Here is a 17,257-nt window from a genome sequence, read left to right on the forward strand (position 1 = left end):
CTTGCGGCGCCGGCGGCACTGGGGACCACCTTCCGACGTCGCGCATTCTAGCGCCTCGGCGAACGGCAGTCGCCGCGCGCATCGTCCCTATGACACAACGCCTCAGCATCGTGGCAAACGAATGTGGGGAATTAGGCATTCGCTTGTGCAAAGCAGCATGCGGCGTGGCTTGCCGCTCGCGCCTCAAGACCTATGATCCCAACCGCTTTTGCTGAGGGAGGGCGCGATGGTTGCGGCGGTTCGGGTGCATAAGGTGGGTGGGCCCGACGTTCTCACCCTGGAGCAGGTGGATCTGCCGCCCCCCGGTCCCGGCGAGGTGCGCCTGCGCCACACCGCCATCGGCCTCAATTTCGTGGACACCTATTTCCGTTCCGGCCTCTACAAGGCGCCGGCCCTTCCCTTCGTCCCCGGCAGCGAGGGCGCAGGCGAGGTGGAAGCGGTGGGTCCGCATGTGGAGGGCTTCCACGTGGGCGACCGGGTGGCCTACGCCACCGCCATGGGCGCCTATGCGGAAGCGCGAAACATCCCCGCCAGCGCCCTCATTCACCTGCCTGATGCCATCGACGACCGCACCGCCGCCGCCATGATGCTGAAGGGCATGACGGCGCAATATCTGGTCAAGCACACCCATCCGGTGAAGCCCGGTGACGTGGTGCTGATCCAGGCCGCCGCCGGCGGGGTGGGCCTCATCCTCGCCCAGTGGGCCAATGCGCTGGGGGCCACCGTTATCGGCACCGTGGGCTCCAAGGCCAAGGCGGAACTGGCGCTGGCCAGCGGAACCGATCACGCCATCCTCTATCGCGAGGAGGATTTCGTGCATCGGGTGAAGGAGATCACCAACGGCAAGATGTGCGACGTGGTCTATGACGGCGTGGGGCAGGCGACCTATCCCAAGTCGCTGGACTGCCTGAAGCCGTTCGGCCTGTGGGTGAGCTTCGGCAATGCCTCCGGCGCCATCCGCGACTTCGATTTGCTCACCCTCTCGCAGAAGGGCTCGCTCTACGCCACCCGGCCGACGCTCGGCACCCATGTGGCCACGCGTGCCGCGCTGGTGGCCACCGCCAACGATCTGTTCGAGGCGGTGCTGACCGGGGCGGTCAAGGTGCCTGTGCACCAGACCTATGCCCTGAAGGACGTACAGAAGGCCCATCGCGATCTGGAAAGCCGCGCCACCACGGGCTCGACGCTGCTGCTGCCCTGATGCGCGGAGGAGGGCACGGGTTCCGGCATTGCCGGAGCCTTAACCAGATCGGCAGCGACGGCGCAAAATTGTGCGGCGCAGCTTGCGTCGCGGCCCGCGCTTCATGATATGCACCATGGAATATATTGACACGGCGGCCCTCCCGGCACGTCCGTGCAGCGACGGACCGTTCCGGCCATGATGCGCCAATACGAGCTCGTCGATCGCGTTCGACGGTACAACCCCCAGACCGACGAAGCGCTTCTCGACCGCGCTTATGTCTACGCCATGAAGGCGCACGGCACGCAGGTGCGCGCCTCGGGTGATCCGTACTTCTCGCACCCGCTCGAAGTGGCCGCGATCCTCACCGATCTGAAGCTGGACGACGCCACCATCGTGGCGGCGCTGCTGCACGACACCATCGAGGACACCGACGCCACCAAGGCCGAGATCGAGCGCCTGTTCGGCGCACAGATCGCGCAGCTGGTGGAGGGGCTCACCAAGATCAAGAAGCTGGACCTCGTGTCCAAGCAGGCCAAACAGGCAGAGAATCTCCGCAAGCTGCTGCTCGCCATCGCCGATGATGTGCGCGTGTTGCTGGTGAAGCTGGCCGACCGCCTGCACAACATGCGCACGCTCCAGTACGTGCCGACGGAGAAGCGGGACCGGGTCGCGCAGGAGACGCTGGACATCTATGCGCCGCTCGCCGCGCGCATGGGTATGCAGGAGATGCGCGAGGAGCTGGAAGACCTCGCCTTCCGCCAGCTCATGCCGGAAGCCTACCAGTCCATCACCGAGCGCGTGGAGGAACTGCGCGAGCGCAACGGGCCGCTGGTACAGGAGATCGAGCAGGAGCTGGAGGCGGAACTCCAGCGCCGCGACATGCAGGCCGAAGTGAAGGGACGCGAGAAGCGGCCGCATTCCATCTGGGGCAAGATGGAGCGCAAGGCCATTTCGTTCGAGCAGCTCTCGGACCTCTACGGCTTCCGCATCATCGTGGAGAGCGTGGAAGATTGTTATCGCGCGCTCGGCCTCGTCCACACCAAGTGGGCCATCGTGCCGGGGCGTTTCAAGGACTACATCTCCACCCCGAAGCCCAACGACTACCGCTCGCTGCACACCACGGTGATCGGCCCGCGCCGGCAGCGCGTGGAACTGCAGATCCGCACCCACGACATGGACGAGATCGCCGAATACGGCATCGCGGCCCACGCGCTCTACAAGGACGATTCAGGCGCCCCCGGCGTGATGCTCTCCAACGAGAGCCGCGCCTACGCCTGGCTGCGCAAGACCATCGAGAACCTGGCGCAGGGCCTCTCCCCGGAAGAGTTTCTGGAGCACACCAAGCTCGAGCTGTTCCACGATCAGGTGTTCTGCTTCACCCCAAAGGGCCGCCTCATCGCGCTGCCCCGCAAGGCGACGCCCATCGATTTTGCCTATGCGGTGCACACCGACGTCGGCAACACGGCGGTGGGCTGCAAGATCAACGGCAACATCGCTCCCCTCGTCTCCGAGCTGAAGAATGGCGACGAGGTGGAGATCATCACCTCCAAGGCCCAGACCCCGCCCGGCGCGTGGGAGACCATCGCCGTCACCGGCAAGGCGCGCGCCGCCGTGCGCCGCGCCACCCGCGCGGCGGTGCGGGCGCAATATGCCGGCCTTGGCCGCAAGATCTCCGAGCGCGCCTTCTCGCGGGCGGGAAAACCCTTCTCCGACGAGGCGGTGGCCAAGGGCATGTCGCGCCTTGCCCGCACGGCGGTGGAGGATGTGTTCGCGGCGGTGGGGCGAGGCGAGATCAAGACCGACGATCTCATCCGCGCCGTCCATCCCGACTGGACGGCCCAGCGCCCCGAAGAGCGCGTGGCGGGCAGCCGCGCCCATGGCGAGGGCTGGTTCGAGCTGAAGAAGGGCCACAACCTCAAGTTCAAGATCCCGGAAGGCGCCGAGGAGGCGGAGACGCTCGCCGCGATCCCGATCCGGGGCAACAATGCCAACCTGCCGGTGCGCTTCGCGCCCGATGGCGGCGCGGTGCCTGGAGATCGCATCGTCGGCATTCTGGCGCCGGGGGAGGGGATCACCATCTATCCCATCCAGTCCAGCGCGTTGCAGGATTTCGAAGATACGCCGGAACGCTGGCTCGACGTGCGCTGGGACGTGGATGAGCTGTCCGATGGCCGTTTCCCGGCCCGCATCCGCGTGACCGCGCTGAACGAGCCGGGCACGCTCGGGCAGGTGGCGAGCGTCATCGGCGAGCGCAACGGCAACATTCAGGGGCTGGAGATGCGCTCGCGCTCGCCGGACTTCACCGAGCTTCTGATCGATCTCGAAGTGTTCGACCTGCGCCATCTGAATGGCATCCTGACCGACCTGCGCGGCCGGCCCGTGGTATCCAGCGCCGAGCGCGTGAACGGCTGAGTCCACTGGCAACACGCTGCGCCGAAGGAGAGTGATGAGATGAGTTCCGCCGCCCCCATCCGCCTCGGCCTGAACATTGACCACGTGGCCACCGTGCGGAACGCGCGCGGCGGGGCCTTGCCCGATCCGGTGCGGGCGGCCTTGCTCGCCGCCTCCTGCGGGGTGGACGGCATCACCGCCCATCTGCGCGAGGACCGTCGCCACATCCGCGATGCCGATATCGCCCGCATCCGTGCCGAGGTGGCGCTGCCGCTGAATTTCGAGATGGCCGCCACCGACGAGATGGTGGAGATCGCCCTGCGCACCAAGCCCCACGCCTGCTGCCTCGTGCCGGAGCGCCGCGAAGAGCGCACCACCGAGGGCGGGCTGGACGCGGCGGGCCTGGCCGCGGACCTCAAGCCGAAGATCGCGGCGCTGAATGCCGCCGGCATCCGCGTTTCGCTGTTCATCGCCGCCGATCCGGTGCAGATCGCGGCGGCCCGCGCGCTGAATGCGGCGGTGATCGAGCTGCACACCGGCAGCTGGTGCGAGGCGGTGGCCGCGGGCCACGTGGCGGAAGCGGAGGCCGAGTTCGCGCGCCTTGCCGCCGGTGCCCGTGAGGCGGCGGCGCTGGGGCTGGAGGTCCATGCCGGCCACGGCCTCGATTACGAGACCGCCGAGACGATCGCCGCCTTGCCGGAGATCGCAGAACTGAACATCGGGCATTTCATGATCGGCGAGGCCATCTTCGAGGGCCTGCCGGGGGTCGTGCAGCTGATGCGCGAAGCCATGGAGCGGGGGCGTTCTCAGGGAGGACTTGCCGCATGATTCTCGGCATCGGTTCGGATTTCTCCGACGCACGGCGCATCGAAAAGTCGCTGGAGCGCTTCGGCCCCCGTTTCGTGGAACGCGTGTTCACGCCGCTTGAGCGGGCCAAGGCCGAGCGCCGGGCGCGCCCATGGGAGACCTATGCCAAGCGATTCGCCGCCAAGGAAGCCTGCGCCAAGGCACTGGGCACCGGCATCGCGCGCGGCGTGTTCTGGCGCGACATCGGCGTGGTCAATCTTCCGTCCGGCCAGCCCACGATCAAGCTCACCGGCGGCGCAGCGGCGCGGCTGGCCGAGATGGTGCCCGAGGGCTACGAGCCACGCATCAACCTGTCGCTGACCGACGAGGGGCCGCTGTCCGCCGCCTATGTGATCATCAGCGCGGAGCCCATCGGCACGCCGGGTTGACGCAACGTAGGGTTTGCGGGTTGCCGATTTGCACGCGATGTCGTGATGCAAAGGCCGGGCACGGCCCCTGTGCGGCGGGCTGTGCGCGTTGCCGCAGGCCTTTGAAACGTCTATAGCAGCACCACCCGCACCGTGAGTCCTGATGCCGTAGCGAGAAGGGTTTTCGGACCTGTTTTCGGCACAGTTTTCTGCACACTGCGCGGACCTTGTTGCACCGGACACTCTATGACCGCGACCAGTGACTCCAAAAAGGACGGCGGATTTCTCGAAACCGTCCGCGTTATCGTCCATGCGCTGCTGATCGCATTGGTGATCCGTACGCTGCTGTTCCAGCCCTTCAACATTCCTTCGGGATCCATGAAGGACACGCTGCTGATCGGCGATTATCTGTTCGTGTCGAAATACAGCTACGGTTATTCGCGCTTCTCGATTCCGTTCTCGCCGCCGCTGTTCCAGGGCCGCATCTGGAGCAAGGAACCCACGCGCGGCGACGTGGTGGTGTTCAAGCTGCCGAAGGACAACGAGACCGACTACATCAAGCGTGTGGTCGGCCTGCCCGGCGACAGCATCCAGATGATCGACGGCGTGCTGAACATCAACGGCGTGCCGGTGAAGCGCGAGCGCCTGACCGACGTGGTCGAGGATGACGGCTCTGGCCGCAAGGTTCCGATCAAGCGCTGGCGCGAGACCCTGCCGAACGGCGTCTCCTACGAGACGCTCGATATCGTGGACAACGGTTTCTACGACAACACGCAGGTCTATCAGGTGCCGGTTGGCCATTATTTCATGATGGGCGACAACCGCGACAATTCCGCCGACAGCCGCGTGCTCAGCCAGGTGGGCTATGTGCCGTTCGACAATCTGGTCGGCAAGGCGCAGATGATCTTCTTCTCCATCGATGAACATGCATCCCCGTGGCAGGTCTGGACCTGGCCCTGGACGGTGCGGTGGTCGCGCATCTTCAGCATGGTGCGATGAGCGAGCCCGCCCCAGATCTCAAGCAGCTTGAAGCCCGCATCGGGCATGTCTTCGCCGATTCCGAACTGCTGGTACTCGCGCTGACCCATATCAGCGTGGTGAAGGGGAGCGCGCCGCGCGTGCGCTCCTACCAGCGTCTGGAATTCCTCGGCGACCACGTGCTCGGCAGCGTGGTTTCGCATATGCTGTACTCAACCTTCCCGCAGGCGGAGGAGGGCGAGCTTTCCCGCCGCCTCGCCGAGCTGGTGCGCGAGGAAGCCTGCGCCGAGGTGGCGCAGGACATGGGCCTTGGCCCCCATCTGAGGCTTGGGCCGGGCGAGACCCAGTCCGGCGCCCGCCAGCGCCGGGCGATCCTCGCCGACGTGGCCGAGGCGGTGGTGGCGGCGGTCTATCTGGACGGCGGCTATCCGGCCGCCACCGCCCTTGTGGAACGCTTCTGGCGCTCCCGGCTGGAGGCGCCCCGGCGTCCGCTGCGGGATCCGAAGACGGTGCTGCAGGAATGGGCGCAGGGACGCGGCCTTCCGCCCCCCGCCTATCGGGACATCGGCCGCTCGGGCCCGGATCACGCGCCAAGCTTCCGCGTGGCGGTGGACCTGCCGGGCCTGAAATCCGCCGAGGCCGACGGCGGATCCAAGCAGACGGCGCAGAAGGCGGCCGCAGCAGCTTTTCTCGCCCGCGAGGGCGTGGTGACGGAGAATTCTGAATGAGCGAATTGGTTGCGGCGGAAGCGGAGGGCATGGAGCCGACGCGGTGCGGCTTCGTGGCCCTGCTGGGCGCCCCCAATGCCGGCAAGTCCACGCTCACGAACCAGTTGGTCGGCACCAAGGTCTCCATCGTCTCGCACAAGGTGCAGACCACCCGCGCGGTGGTGAAGGGCATTGCGCTTGATGGCGCGGCCCAGATCATCCTCGTGGATACCCCCGGCATCTTCGCGCCCAAGCGGCGGCTCGAGCGGGCGATGGTCAACACCGCCTGGACGTCGGCTTCCGACGCCGACGTGGTGGCTCTGCTGGTGGATGCCAATCGTGGCATCGACGAGAACGTGGAATCCATCCTCAAGCCGCTGGCCGAGGTGAAGCGGCCGCGCGCCCTGATCCTCAACAAGATCGACCTGATCCGCCGCGACACCCTGCTGGCGCTGGCCCAGACGCTGACCGAGCGGCTGCCGTTCGAAGAGGTCTTCATGGTTTCGGCCATGAATGGCGATGGCGTGGATGCGGTGCGCAAATGGTTCGCGGGCAAGGTGCCGTTCAGCCCGTGGCTCTATCCGGAAGACCAGATCTCGGACGCCCCCATGCGCATGCTGGCGGCTGAGATCACCCGCGAAAAGCTGTTCCTGCGCCTGCATGATGAGCTGCCCTACCGCTCCACGGTCGAGACCGAGAGCTGGAAGGAGCTGAAGGACAAGTCCGTCCGCATCGAACAGACCATCTTCGTGGAGCGCGAGAGCCAGCGGAAGATCGTGCTGGGCAAGGGCGGGGCGGCCATCAAGGCCATCTCCACCGAGGCCCGCGCCGAGATCGCCGAGGTCATCGAGCAGAAGGTGCACCTGTTCCTGTTCGTGAAGGTGCGCGAGAACTGGGCGGATGATCCGGAGCGCTATCGCGAGATGGGGCTCGAATTCCCGCACGGGGACTGACACCACCGTGGAATGGACCGACGAAGGCATCGTTCTCGGCGCCCGGCGCCATGGGGAGAGCGGTGCCGTCGTCGATCTGATGACGCGCACGCGCGGGCGGCATGCCGGTCTCGTGCGCGGTGGCGGGACGAGCCGCCTTGCGGCTCTGCTCCAGCCGGGCAACACGCTGCATGCGGTGTGGCGGGCGCGGCTGGAGAGCCAGCTCGGCCTGATGAGCGTGGAGCCGCTGACCCTGCGCTCCGATGCGCTGATGCGCACGGCCCATGGCAGTTTCGGCGTGACCTATCTGGCGGCGCTCATGCGCCTGCTGCCGGAGCGCGATCCCCATCCCGGCCTGTTCGCCACCCTCAATGCCATTCTCGACGCCTTCGAGACGCCGGAGGGGGCGGGCGAGCTTCTGGCCCGGTTCGAGGTGGCTCTGCTGGGAGAATTGGGATTCGGACTGGATCTGACCCGCTGCGCCGCCACCGGCGGCAACAACGATCTGGCCTATGTGTCCCCGAAGAGCGGGCGGGCGGTCTCGCGCAGTGCGGGCGATCCCTATGCGGACAAGCTGTTCGTGCTGCCGACCTTCCTGATCGGCGGAATCCTGCCGCCGAGCCTCGGCGATCTGGAGGCGGGGCTCAGGATCAGCGGCTATTTTCTGGAAAGCCGTGTCATGGCGCCGCGCGGGCTCCAGATGCCTGAAGCCCGCGCGGGATTTCTGAGTGCCGTCAGGCGGGCGATGGCCGCCACTGCGGTGCCCGGTCAGTAATAGCCGGGGCCGCCGCGATAATAGCCGCCGCCGAAGCGGGGCGGGGGCGGGCCGTAGCCACGGTCATAACGGGGGCCGCCGCCGTAATAGCGCGGGCCACCCCGGTGGCCGACCCACACGCGCTCGCACTTGTTGACCATCACGCGGTGGCCATAGGCCCAGCGCGGAACGGGGCGGCAGATACGGCGCCAGGCCACATTTTCGACCGGAAGCTGCACGCTTTCGCCAGAATTATTAATGCTCCCACCAGCATTCGACAGGGAGCCTGCCGACGCACCCGTCGAAACGGCCGACAATCCAAGAATTGCTGCGCCACAAACCGAAAGAAGAATGCGGTTCATGATGGCTTCTCCTTTGAACGACTTCGTGCATCACTGCACTGACGTAACTGTGAGAAGTCGGAATGTCGCTATTATGTTCCAAGGGGTAACGCCGTGTGAATTTATGTTAGTAAAAATGGTGTCCGGATACGCCTGAGCTAAATGGGTGTTCATATACCTAAACAACAGCGACGCTTTCGTTCATCCATCGGACAAGCCCAAGGCCGAGCGGCGTCAAAGCTGTGCTGCGTGCCGTGCCGCTTGTCTGGCGCCAGCGGGCGCGCTACTCGGGGGCCATGGCCACAAAGACTCTTCCACCCGGCGGCGGCGCGATCGAGCCGGTTGATCTGAAGGCGGCGCTCGAGGAGCGCTACCTCGCCTATGCCCTGTCCACCATCATGCACCGGGCGCTGCCCGATGCGCGGGACGGGCTGAAGCCCGTGCACCGCCGCATCCTGCACGCCATGCGGCAGCTCAAGCTCGATCCGGGGCAGGGGTTCAAGAAGTGCGCGCGCGTCGTGGGCGACGTGATCGGTAAGTATCACCCCCACGGCGACCAGTCGGTTTATGACGCGCTGGTGCGCCTCGCGCAGGAATTCGCCCAGCGCTACCCGCTGGTGGACGGGCAGGGCAACTTCGGCAACGTGGACGGCGATAACGCGGCGGCTATGCGTTACACCGAAGCGCGCATGACCGAGACCGCCCGCCTGCTGCTGGACGGCCTTGAAGACGACGCGGTGGACTTCCGTCCCACCTATGACGGCTCGGAAGAAGAGCCGGTGGTGCTGCCGGCGGCCTTCCCGAACCTGCTGGCCAACGGCTCGCAGGGCATCGCGGTGGGCATGGCCACCTCCATCCCGCCGCACAATGCCTCCGAACTGCTGGATGCGGCGCTCTATCTGATCGACAAGCCGAACGCCCCGGCCTCCGATCTGCTCCAGTTTGTGCCCGGCCCCGATTTCCCCACCGGCGGCATTCTGGTGGAAGACCCCATCGGCACGGCGGAAGCCTATGCCACCGGGCGCGGCGCCTTCCGGGTGCGGGCGCGCTGGGAGCGCGAGGACACCGGACGCGGCACCTATGTGGTCGTCGTCACCGAGATCCCCTATGGCGTGCCCAAATCGCGCCTCGTGGAGAAGATCGCGGAACTGCTCACCGACAAGAAGCTGCCGCTTCTCGCCGACGTGCGCGACGAGAGCGCCGAGGACATCCGCCTCGTGCTGGAGCCGCGCAACGGCAAGGTGGATCCGGACGTGCTCATGGAGAGCCTGTTCAAGCTCACCGAGCTCGAATCGCGCGTCTCGCTCAACATGAACGTGCTGGTGCGCGGGCAGGTGCCGAAGGTGCTGTCGCTGGCCGACGCCTTGCGCGAGTGGCTGGACCATCGCCGCGACGTGCTGCTGCGCCGCTCCCGCCACCGGCTGGGCGAGATCGCCCACCGGCTCGAGGTGCTCGGCGGCTATCTCGTCGCGTACCTGAACCTCGACGAGGTGATCCGCATCATCCGCGAGGAGGACGAGCCCAAGGCCGAGTTGATGCGGACCTTCGAGCTGACCGACCTTCAGGCCGAGTCGATCCTCAACATGCGCCTGCGGTCCTTGCGGCGCCTGGAGGAGATGGAGCTGCGCAAGGAGCACGACAAGCTGAGCAAGGAGCAGGACCAGCTCAACAAGCTGGTGGCCTCCGAGAGCGCCCAGTGGAAGGCCATCGGCAAGGAAATCCGCGAGACCCAGAAGCTCTACGGCCCCGACACCGCCATCGGCCGCCGCCGCACCAGCTTCGCGGTGCCGCCGGAAGTGCATGAGAGCGCCTTCACCGAGGCGCTGGTGGAGCGCGAGCCCGTCACCATCGTGGTGTCCGCCAAGGGCTGGATCCGCGCGCTGAAGGGCCATGTGGCCGATGTCACCGGCGTGCAGTTCAAGGGCGACGACACGCTCGCCCATGCCTTCTTCGCCGAGACCACCTCCAAGGTGATGGTGTTCGCCTCCAACGGCCGCTTCTTCACGCTGGAGGCCTCCAAGCTGCCTGGCGGGCGCGGCCATGGCGAGCCCATGCGCCTCATGTTCGAGCTGGAGCAGGAGGCGGAGATCGTCTCCGTCTTCGCCCACCAGCCGGGCCGCAAGATGATCGTCGCCTCCAAGGAGGGACGCGGCTTCGTGGTGGCCGAGGATGACTGCATCGCCAACACCCGCAAGGGCAAGCAGGTGCTGGGCGTCGATCTGCCGGATGTGGCCGTGCTGGCGACGCCTGCGGATGGCGACACCGTTGCGGTGATCGGCGACAACCGCAAGCTGCTGCTGTTCCCGCTCAATCAGGTGCCGGAGATGACCCGCGGCCGCGGCGTGCGCCTCCAGCGCTACAAGGAGGGCGGGCTGTCCGACCTGAAGGTGTTCGTCCGCGACGAGGGCCTGACCTGGGAGGATTCCTCCGGCCGCACCTGGACCGTCACCGAACTGCTGGACTGGCAGGGCGAGCGGGCCTCTTCCGGCCGCCTGCCGCCCAAGGGTTTCCCGCGCAACAACAAGTTCGCCTGACGCCATGGCGGCACCCGGCGATGTGAACCCGCCGGATGCCGCGCGCGGCCTCGCCGCCCGCCTCCGGGCGCTGGTGCGGGCGCGCGAAGTCGGCCTTGTCGGTCTGGCAGTTGTCGTCGGCGTGCTTGCCGGCATCGGCGTCACCGCCATCAGCCGGGGTGCCGAGCTGCTGCACCACCTGCTCTATGGCGCGCCGCGCATCAGCTCGCTGCCCGCCGTGCCCACCCATCTGCTGCTGTGGCCGGCGGTGGGCGGGCTCATCATGGGCGGCGTCATTCTCGCCCTGAAGCGCTGGCGTCCGCATTCCATCGTCGATCCCATCGAGGCCAATGCGCTGCATGGCGGGCGCATGTCCCTCACCGACAGCGTCATCCTGTCCGCCCAGACCATGCTGGCCAACGGCTTCGGCGCTTCCGTGGGCATGGAGGCGGGCTATACGCAGACAGGCTCCGGCATTGCCTCCAAGCTCGGCCAGTGGCTGCGCCTGCGGCGCATGGACATGCGGGTGCTGGTGGGTTGCGGCGCTGCGGGCGGCATCGCGGCGGCTTTCCAGGCGCCGCTCACCGGGGCCTTCTACGGCTTCGAGCTGATCATTGGCGTCTATGCCATCCCCGCCGCCGCGCCGGTCATGGCCTCGGCGCTGGTGGCCTATCTCACCGCCAGCCAACTGGGCGCCATCTCCACTCCCATTACGGTTCCGCCCACGGGCGCGCTGGATCCTTCGTCCTATCTGCCCTTCCTGCTGCTGGGGCTGATCGCCGGTGTCGTATCCATCGGCATCATGCGCCTCGTCACGCTGGTGGAGCAGGGCTTTGTGAAGAGCGGCCTGCCCGCATGGCTGCGGCCGGCAGTGGGTGGGCTCGGGGTCGGGGTGCTGGCCTATTTCTCGCCGCAGGTGTTGTCCAGCGGGGAGGGGGCGCTTCACATCAACATCGGCACCGGTGTCACCAGCGTGGTGCTGCTGGTGCTGGTGCTGAAGGTCTGCGCCTCGGCCCTGTCGCTGGGCTCGGGCTTCCGGGGCGGCCTGTTCTTCTCCTCGCTGTTCATGGGGTCCATGCTTGGCAAGCTCTATGCCGGGGGGGTGGAATGGCTGGTGCCGGGGCTCGGGCTCGATCCGGTCATCGCCGCCGTGGTGGGCATGGGCGCGCTGGCGGTGGGCGTGGTGGGTGGCCCCTTCACCATGACCTTCCTGACGCTGGAGATCACCGGCGACCTGCACATCGCCGGCATCGTGCTGACCGCCTCCATTGCCTGTTCGCTGCTGGTGCGCGAGACCTTCGGCTATTCCTTCTCCACCTGGCGCATGCATCTGCGCGGCGAGACCATCCGCAGCGCGCTCGACATCGGCTGGCTGCGCGCGCTCACCGTGGAGCGGATGATGCGGCCCGACGTGGCCGTTTTCGGCGCGGACGCCGACCTCATAGCCTTCCGCGCCGCCTTCCCGCTGGGCGCGGCCAAGACCGTGGTGCTGCATGACGCGGAGGGGCGCTATGCGGGCCTCGTCACCGTGGCGGAAGCCTATTATGGCGACCTGCCGCCCGAGACGCGCATGGGCACGCTGGCGCACCTGACGGGCGAGGTGCTGCTGCCGGACATGAATGTGAAGGAGGCCGCCGCCGCTTTCCACCGCACCCAGAGCGAGACGCTGGCGGTGGTGGACAATCCCGTGTCGCGCCACGTGGTGGGGCTGCTGGGGGAGGCCTTCGTCCTCAGGCGCTACGCCGAGGAGCTGGACAAGGCCCGCCGCGACGTGGCGGGGGATCGCTAGAGCGTTTCAGAGACAGGTGCGGCCCGGAGGCCGCACCCGATTGGCGTCAGTGGTGGACGAGCTTGGCTTTGCGGCCGGCGCCGTTGCGGGACGCGGCTTCCATCCAGGTGCCGAATCCGAGGCCGATCACCGCCCAGAACACCGCCTGAATGCCCAGCGTGGCGACGCGGAACTGCCACAGCAGATCGGCGGGGAAGCCCTCGGGCACTTCGTTGAAGGTGGGCAAAGCGAGGCTGAGCACGGTCAGCACCACCAGATAGGCGATGGTCGCCAGAAGCGCGCCGTTCCAGGCGCCGTGACGGGCGGCAAGGCCGCGCGCCAGCACCACCGCGCCGGTCATGGCGACCACGGACGCCGCGATCATCATGAAGAACAGCGCGGTGCGCATGCCGATGGTGGAGCCGTCGCCCACCGCCGGCGGATTGGCCGGATACTTGAGGCCCGGCACCAGCACGAGGGCGATGAAGGCAGCGAGTCCGAGCAGCGCCGCCGTGGCGCGCGGCGAGAGCGCGCCGACCCGGCCGTTCACGAAGGCGAAGACGAGGGCGAACAGTCCGCCCATGGCCGCGCCATAGACCACGAGCGCCACCAGCAGGCCGGGGCCGGACTGCGTGGAGCGGCTGAACAGCTCTTCCTCGCCGTCGCCATGGCTGTGGCCGCCGGCGGCCTCCGGCGCAGGCGTGGCAGCGTGGCTGTGAGGTGCCGCATCGGCGGCGTGCGTATGGGGCGCGGCGTCGGCGCCGTGCGCGTGCGGTGCCGGAGCTGCGGCTTCCGGTGCGTGGCTATGACCGCCGAACTGGCCCTCGAGGCCGATGGCGCGCTCGACCGCCGGCTCGCCGAATACGCGCGCGAAGCCGAACGCAAGCAAGCCCGCGAGGATGCCGACCAGCATCCCGCGCAGCAGAATGGACCCAACCATGATGGTATTCCCCTGAAAACCAGAAATGTTGGAGGCGGATTCACGGCCCAGATTTTCAATCTGCACCGATCCGGCTCCCGAGCACGCTCAGGCCGGGACGAGGCCCGGCGGCATCAGGCTCAGTGCACGTCTGAGACTGATTCACCGATCGGGTTTTTCAACCGGACCGGATCAGGCTCAGTGGCAGGGGAAGCCGAGCAGGTGGCGGCCGTCATGCACGAACTCGTGCACGGCCGAGCCGGAGAACAGAGCGGTCGCGCCCTGTTCGGCGCCGACGAAATAGAGCGCCAGCAGCAGGATGAGGCCGCCGAACGCCGCCCAGGGGAGGATCTCGCTCACCGGAATGGGGCGGACCGCGCCGAGCACGGGGGCGTTGGGGGACAGGGTGAGCGTATCTTGGGCCATCAAATCTCTCCGGGGATGTCGCGTCCCATCGCGAGCGTCGTGTCGTGCTGCACGGATGCAGTGATTGGCTGCACGGGTGCAGTATTTTGTCGCTGCACCGGGTGCAGGTTCATCGCGGGTCAGGTCTGGCTTCGGCGGACGCATGAGGATGCGGGCCGATCACAGTGGCGCGACCGCGCCGGACTCTCACCGGCTTCCAACGCGCAATGAAGGCTCGACTATTGTGTGCTGCGGCAACGACTGTCAAGGAACCGGGCCGGCATTCGCGACCGGCGGGCGAAGGAGCAGTGAACAAGATGCGGCGGCTGACCCTGATCTGTCACGGTGCAACCCTTGCTACGCGCACGGCTGCCTTTCCAGCCGAGGAGGCGTTGGAAACCGCCGCTGTAACGCGGGCGCAGGCGATGGCGGGCAAGGTGCAGCGGGCCGATCTCAGGCTGGCGAGCCCGGCGCTCCGGGCGCGCGAAACGGCGTTGGCGCTGGGCCAGTCGGTGCAGGTGGACGAGGGGCTGGCCGACTGGGACTGCGGCGACTGGCGCGGGCGCAGCTTCGCCGAGCTGCATGAGCGCGAGCCGGAGGCGCTGGCCGCATGGCGGCATGATCCCGCCGCCGCCCCCCACGGCGGGGAAACGCTCCACGCGCTGCTCGCGCGGGTGGCGGACTGGCTCGGCAACATGACGGAGGCGCCCGATCGGGTGCTCGCCATCACCCATTCCGCGGTGATCCGCGCGGCGGTGGTGGCGGTGCTGGAAGCGCCGGTCGAAGCCTTCTGGCGCATCGATGTGGCGCCGCTCAGCGTCACCGAACTGCGTGGCGACGGCCGACGCTGGACCCTGCGGGCGCTCGGCGCCACGCCGCTGGCGGACGAGACGGACTGAAAACGGCGCTCAGCCGTGGGGTAGTCCGGTGATGAGTTCGCGGATGCCCAGCCACATGATCTGCATGCCGATGCACAGCAGGATGAAGGCGAACAGGCGCATCACCACGTTGGTGCCGTTGCGGCCCAGCAGGCGCTCGATGTCACCGGCATAACGATAGGCGAAATAGACGCTCAGCGAGACGGCCGCGAGGCCGCAGATGGTGCCGATGAGCTCGATCATCAGCACGGTGGAGTTGAACGCGTGCTCGAACGAGCTTTGGGAGCCGAGCGCCACGGCGGTGGCGATGGAGCCGGGCCCCACCGTGAGCGGCATGGTGAGCGGATAGAAGGCCTGCGCCTCCACGCTGTGGATGTCCACGTCGCTTACCGCCTCGGCGGAGGGGCTTTCGGCGCTGGCATCGCCCTGATGCAGGATGCTCCAGCCGACATATGTCACCACCAGGCCGCCCGCCACCCGCAGCACCGGCAGGCTGATGCCGAAGAAGGTGAGGATGCGGGTTCCCGCCAGCATGGAGACGATCAGGATGATGAAGCCGTTGATCGCCACCTTCCGGGCCAGCTTGGCGCGGATGAGAGGCGAGCAGACGCGCGTCATCTGCACGAAGATCGGCGCGCCGCCGAGCGGGTTGACCACGGGGAACAGTGCCGCGAACACCGCCACGAAGATGTTGATGAACTGACTCACCCGCCCAGCCCCTCGATGCCGGCGGATGTTCCGCCGGTCCAGCGCCATTGCTGCAAGGCCCAATATCGCAAGGCCGGGCGGATTGCCAAGGCGGGTGACGCGGCTGCCCGCAACGAAGGCGCGCGAAACGGACAGGCGTGAGGGGCGGAACGAGCGTCGTTCAGTCGGTCTCCACCCGCTCCCAGCCGTGCGGGGAGAGGCGCTCCTGCGGGGTGAAGCGGCGCTTGTAGTCCATCTTGCGGGAGCCGTTCACCCAATAGCCGAGATAGACATAGGGAAGTCCCATCTCCTTCGCCTTGGCGATGTGGTCCAGGATCAGGAAAGTACCCAACGAGCGCTCCTGCACGTTGGGATTGTAAAAAGAGTAGACCATGGACAGCCCGTCGCCGAGCACGTCGGTGAGGGCGACGGCGATCAGGTCGCCGGTGCCGCGCCCATTGATGCGGGTGTCGGGACCGCGCTTGCGATACTCCACCAGCCGGGTCTGGACGTGGGTGTCCTCCACCATCATGGCGTAGTCGAGCACGCTCATGTCGGCCATGCCGCCGGAGCCGTGACGGGCGGTGACGTAGGAGCGGAACAGGCCGTATTGTTCGGAGGTGGGGCTCGGCTGGCGCAGGGTGCCGATCAGGTCCTCATTGTCCTTGAGCGTGCGGCGGAAACTGCGCGTGGGCTCGAACTCGTCCACGATGATGCGCACCGAGATGCAGGCCCGGCAGCCCTCGCAGGCGGGACGATAGGCGATGGACTGGCTGCGACGGAAGCCACCTTGCGTCAGCACGTCGTTGAGCGTCGCCGCGCGCTCACCCACCAGATGGGTGAACACCTTCCGCTCCTCCTTGCCCGGCAGGTAGGGGCAGGGGGAGGGGGCAGTCAGATAGAATTGCGGCGTGTCACGCGAATGTTCGGTCACGGCTCTCAAGCCTCGGGTGGGTCAGCATCGCACCCTGAGAAAGAGTCGGTCAAAGGTTTATCGTGCCGGATTGCAACCAAATCAGCGGTAAGGGCGGAGCGAAGCGGCCCGCGCCTCGGTATTGATGACCACGGTTCCCAGCAGGAAATCATGCGCCAGACGCCGCCGGGCGTTGAACAGGCCGACCAGCAGGACGAACGGCGTGAAGATGCTCACCGACAGCCAGAAGCACACCGCATGCACTGCGCCGAGCACCGAATAGGCCGGCGCGCCGTACCAGGTGCGCATCTGGATATCCATCAGCCGCATGCCCAAGGTCGCCGAGGACGGGCTGCCCAGCGTCAGCGCGTTGTAGCAGATGGCCCAGATGATGAAGGCCGGGCTCAGCAGCGGGAACAGCATCCAGCCCAGACTCAGCGTCACGATGCCGAACAGGAAGATGAAGATGGCCAGCAGCACGATGGGGCCGGTGATCATCACCGCATCGATCATGAAGGCCACGAGCCGACGGGACAGCACGCCCCGGAAATATTCCGGATGGGCCACCGGATCATAGGAATGGGGCCGATAGCCCGCATAAGGCGCGGACTGGCCGTTTCCCGGTGACGTGTAGCTCATGGTGGTCCTCCTGCCTTCGACACGTGGTGTGCGCC

17 protein-coding genes are annotated in these 17,257 nt (G+C 67.1%); 11 read left to right on the top strand and 6 right to left on the bottom strand.

Annotation, left to right across the window (positions count from 1 at the left end; translation table 11 throughout):
• Positions 1-226: 226 nt before the first annotated feature.
• The 8 genes from IEW24_RS18035 (at position 227) to recO (ending at position 8,180) form a co-directional block, all read left to right on the top strand.
• The gene (locus tag IEW24_RS18035) at positions 227-1,201 is read left to right on the top strand and encodes a quinone oxidoreductase family protein (protein ID WP_188581162.1); all 975 of its coding nucleotides are present in this window, start codon (positions 227-229) and stop codon (positions 1,199-1,201) included.
• A gap of 177 nt (positions 1,202-1,378) precedes the next feature.
• On the top strand, positions 1,379-3,595 hold the full coding sequence (locus tag IEW24_RS18040) for a RelA/SpoT family protein (RefSeq protein ID WP_188581164.1): 2,217 nt from the start codon (positions 1,379-1,381) through the stop codon (positions 3,593-3,595).
• Between the two features lie 39 nt (positions 3,596-3,634).
• Positions 3,635-4,402 (top strand): pyridoxine 5'-phosphate synthase, encoded by a 768-nt coding sequence (locus IEW24_RS18045; RefSeq protein ID WP_188581166.1) that lies wholly within the window; start codon positions 3,635-3,637, stop codon positions 4,400-4,402.
• On the top strand, positions 4,399-4,809 hold the full coding sequence (gene acpS, locus IEW24_RS18050; protein WP_188581170.1) for a holo-ACP synthase: 411 nt from the start codon (positions 4,399-4,401) through the stop codon (positions 4,807-4,809). The genes IEW24_RS18045 and acpS overlap by 4 nt, the downstream gene beginning before the upstream one ends.
• 225 nt (positions 4,810-5,034) lie before the next feature.
• Complete coding sequence (gene lepB / locus IEW24_RS18055; protein WP_188581172.1) at positions 5,035-5,787, top strand: signal peptidase I; 753 nt, start codon at positions 5,035-5,037, stop codon at positions 5,785-5,787.
• The gene (rnc, locus tag IEW24_RS18060; RefSeq protein WP_188581174.1) at positions 5,784-6,494 is read left to right on the top strand and encodes a ribonuclease III; all 711 of its coding nucleotides are present in this window, start codon (positions 5,784-5,786) and stop codon (positions 6,492-6,494) included. The genes lepB and rnc overlap by 4 nt, the downstream gene beginning before the upstream one ends.
• Positions 6,491-7,426, top strand: a complete 936-nt coding sequence (gene era, locus IEW24_RS18065; protein ID WP_188581175.1) for a GTPase Era — start codon at positions 6,491-6,493, stop codon at positions 7,424-7,426. The genes rnc and era overlap by 4 nt, the downstream gene beginning before the upstream one ends.
• A gap of 7 nt (positions 7,427-7,433) precedes the next feature.
• On the top strand, positions 7,434-8,180 hold the full coding sequence (gene recO / locus IEW24_RS18070) for a DNA repair protein RecO (protein WP_188581177.1): 747 nt from the start codon (positions 7,434-7,436) through the stop codon (positions 8,178-8,180).
• On the opposite strand, the gene IEW24_RS18075 is transcribed toward recO, so the two are convergent.
• The gene (locus IEW24_RS18075) at positions 8,174-8,398 is read right to left on the bottom strand and encodes a hypothetical protein (protein ID WP_188581179.1); all 225 of its coding nucleotides are present in this window, start codon (positions 8,396-8,398) and stop codon (positions 8,174-8,176) included. The two genes, recO and IEW24_RS18075, sit on opposite strands and share 7 nt — an antisense overlap.
• 398 nt (positions 8,399-8,796) lie before the next feature.
• Between IEW24_RS18075 and parC the strand changes: the two genes are divergently transcribed.
• Positions 8,797-11,034, top strand: a complete 2,238-nt coding sequence (gene parC, locus IEW24_RS18080) for a DNA topoisomerase IV subunit A (protein WP_188581181.1) — start codon at positions 8,797-8,799, stop codon at positions 11,032-11,034.
• A 4-nt stretch (positions 11,035-11,038) separates the two neighbouring features.
• A complete protein-coding gene (locus IEW24_RS18085; protein ID WP_188581183.1) occupies positions 11,039-12,802 on the top strand; it encodes a chloride channel protein in 1,764 nt (587 codons plus the stop codon).
• A 46-nt stretch (positions 12,803-12,848) separates the two neighbouring features.
• On the opposite strand, the gene IEW24_RS18090 is transcribed toward IEW24_RS18085, so the two are convergent.
• The gene (locus IEW24_RS18090) at positions 12,849-13,721 is read right to left on the bottom strand and encodes a CbtA family protein (RefSeq protein ID WP_188581185.1); all 873 of its coding nucleotides are present in this window, start codon (positions 13,719-13,721) and stop codon (positions 12,849-12,851) included.
• A gap of 177 nt (positions 13,722-13,898) precedes the next feature.
• Positions 13,899-14,126 carry a CbtB domain-containing protein gene (locus tag IEW24_RS18095; protein ID WP_188581187.1) on the bottom strand — a complete coding sequence of 76 codons (228 nt, stop codon included), beginning with the start codon at positions 14,124-14,126 and terminating at the stop codon, positions 13,899-13,901.
• Positions 14,127-14,422: 296 nt separating this feature from the next.
• Here IEW24_RS18095 and IEW24_RS18100 point away from each other — a divergent pair, with 296 nt between their 5' ends.
• On the top strand, positions 14,423-15,004 hold the full coding sequence (locus tag IEW24_RS18100; RefSeq protein WP_188581190.1) for a histidine phosphatase family protein: 582 nt from the start codon (positions 14,423-14,425) through the stop codon (positions 15,002-15,004).
• A gap of 9 nt (positions 15,005-15,013) precedes the next feature.
• On the opposite strand, the gene IEW24_RS18105 is transcribed toward IEW24_RS18100, so the two are convergent.
• From IEW24_RS18105 to IEW24_RS18115, 3 genes are all read right to left on the bottom strand, one after another.
• Positions 15,014-15,691, bottom strand: a complete 678-nt coding sequence (locus IEW24_RS18105) for a MarC family protein (protein ID WP_244644522.1) — start codon at positions 15,689-15,691, stop codon at positions 15,014-15,016.
• A 160-nt stretch (positions 15,692-15,851) separates the two neighbouring features.
• Positions 15,852-16,604 carry an arginyltransferase gene (locus IEW24_RS18110; RefSeq protein ID WP_188581192.1) on the bottom strand — a complete coding sequence of 251 codons (753 nt, stop codon included), beginning with the start codon at positions 16,602-16,604 and terminating at the stop codon, positions 15,852-15,854.
• Positions 16,605-16,685: 81 nt separating this feature from the next.
• The gene (locus IEW24_RS18115) at positions 16,686-17,222 is read right to left on the bottom strand and encodes an RDD family protein (protein ID WP_188581194.1); all 537 of its coding nucleotides are present in this window, start codon (positions 17,220-17,222) and stop codon (positions 16,686-16,688) included.
• Positions 17,223-17,257: the final 35 nt, after the last annotated feature.

Origin of the sequence: Azorhizobium oxalatiphilum (assembly GCF_014635325.1) — a bacterium.
In the GTDB taxonomy this organism is placed as follows: domain Bacteria; phylum Pseudomonadota; class Alphaproteobacteria; order Rhizobiales; family Xanthobacteraceae; genus Azorhizobium; species Azorhizobium oxalatiphilum.

Coding starts and splice junctions, on each gene's coding strand:
- IEW24_RS18035 (WP_188581162.1), top strand. CDS start 227: ATGGTTGCGGCGGTTCGGGTGCATAAGGTGGGTGGGCCCGACGTTCTC.
- IEW24_RS18040 (WP_188581164.1), top strand. CDS start 1,379: ATGATGCGCCAATACGAGCTCGTCGATCGCGTTCGACGGTACAACCCC.
- IEW24_RS18045 (WP_188581166.1), top strand. CDS start 3,635: ATGAGTTCCGCCGCCCCCATCCGCCTCGGCCTGAACATTGACCACGTG.
- acpS (WP_188581170.1), top strand. CDS start 4,399: ATGATTCTCGGCATCGGTTCGGATTTCTCCGACGCACGGCGCATCGAA.
- lepB (WP_188581172.1), top strand. CDS start 5,035: ATGACCGCGACCAGTGACTCCAAAAAGGACGGCGGATTTCTCGAAACC.
- rnc (WP_188581174.1), top strand. CDS start 5,784: ATGAGCGAGCCCGCCCCAGATCTCAAGCAGCTTGAAGCCCGCATCGGG.
- era (WP_188581175.1), top strand. CDS start 6,491: ATGAGCGAATTGGTTGCGGCGGAAGCGGAGGGCATGGAGCCGACGCGG.
- parC (WP_188581181.1), top strand. CDS start 8,797: ATGGCCACAAAGACTCTTCCACCCGGCGGCGGCGCGATCGAGCCGGTT.
- IEW24_RS18085 (WP_188581183.1), top strand. CDS start 11,039: ATGGCGGCACCCGGCGATGTGAACCCGCCGGATGCCGCGCGCGGCCTC.
- IEW24_RS18090 (WP_188581185.1), bottom strand. CDS start 13,721: ATGGTTGGGTCCATTCTGCTGCGCGGGATGCTGGTCGGCATCCTCGCG.
- IEW24_RS18095 (WP_188581187.1), bottom strand. CDS start 14,126: ATGGCCCAAGATACGCTCACCCTGTCCCCCAACGCCCCCGTGCTCGGC.
- IEW24_RS18100 (WP_188581190.1), top strand. CDS start 14,423: ATGCGGCGGCTGACCCTGATCTGTCACGGTGCAACCCTTGCTACGCGC.
- IEW24_RS18115 (WP_188581194.1), bottom strand. CDS start 17,222: ATGAGCTACACGTCACCGGGAAACGGCCAGTCCGCGCCTTATGCGGGC.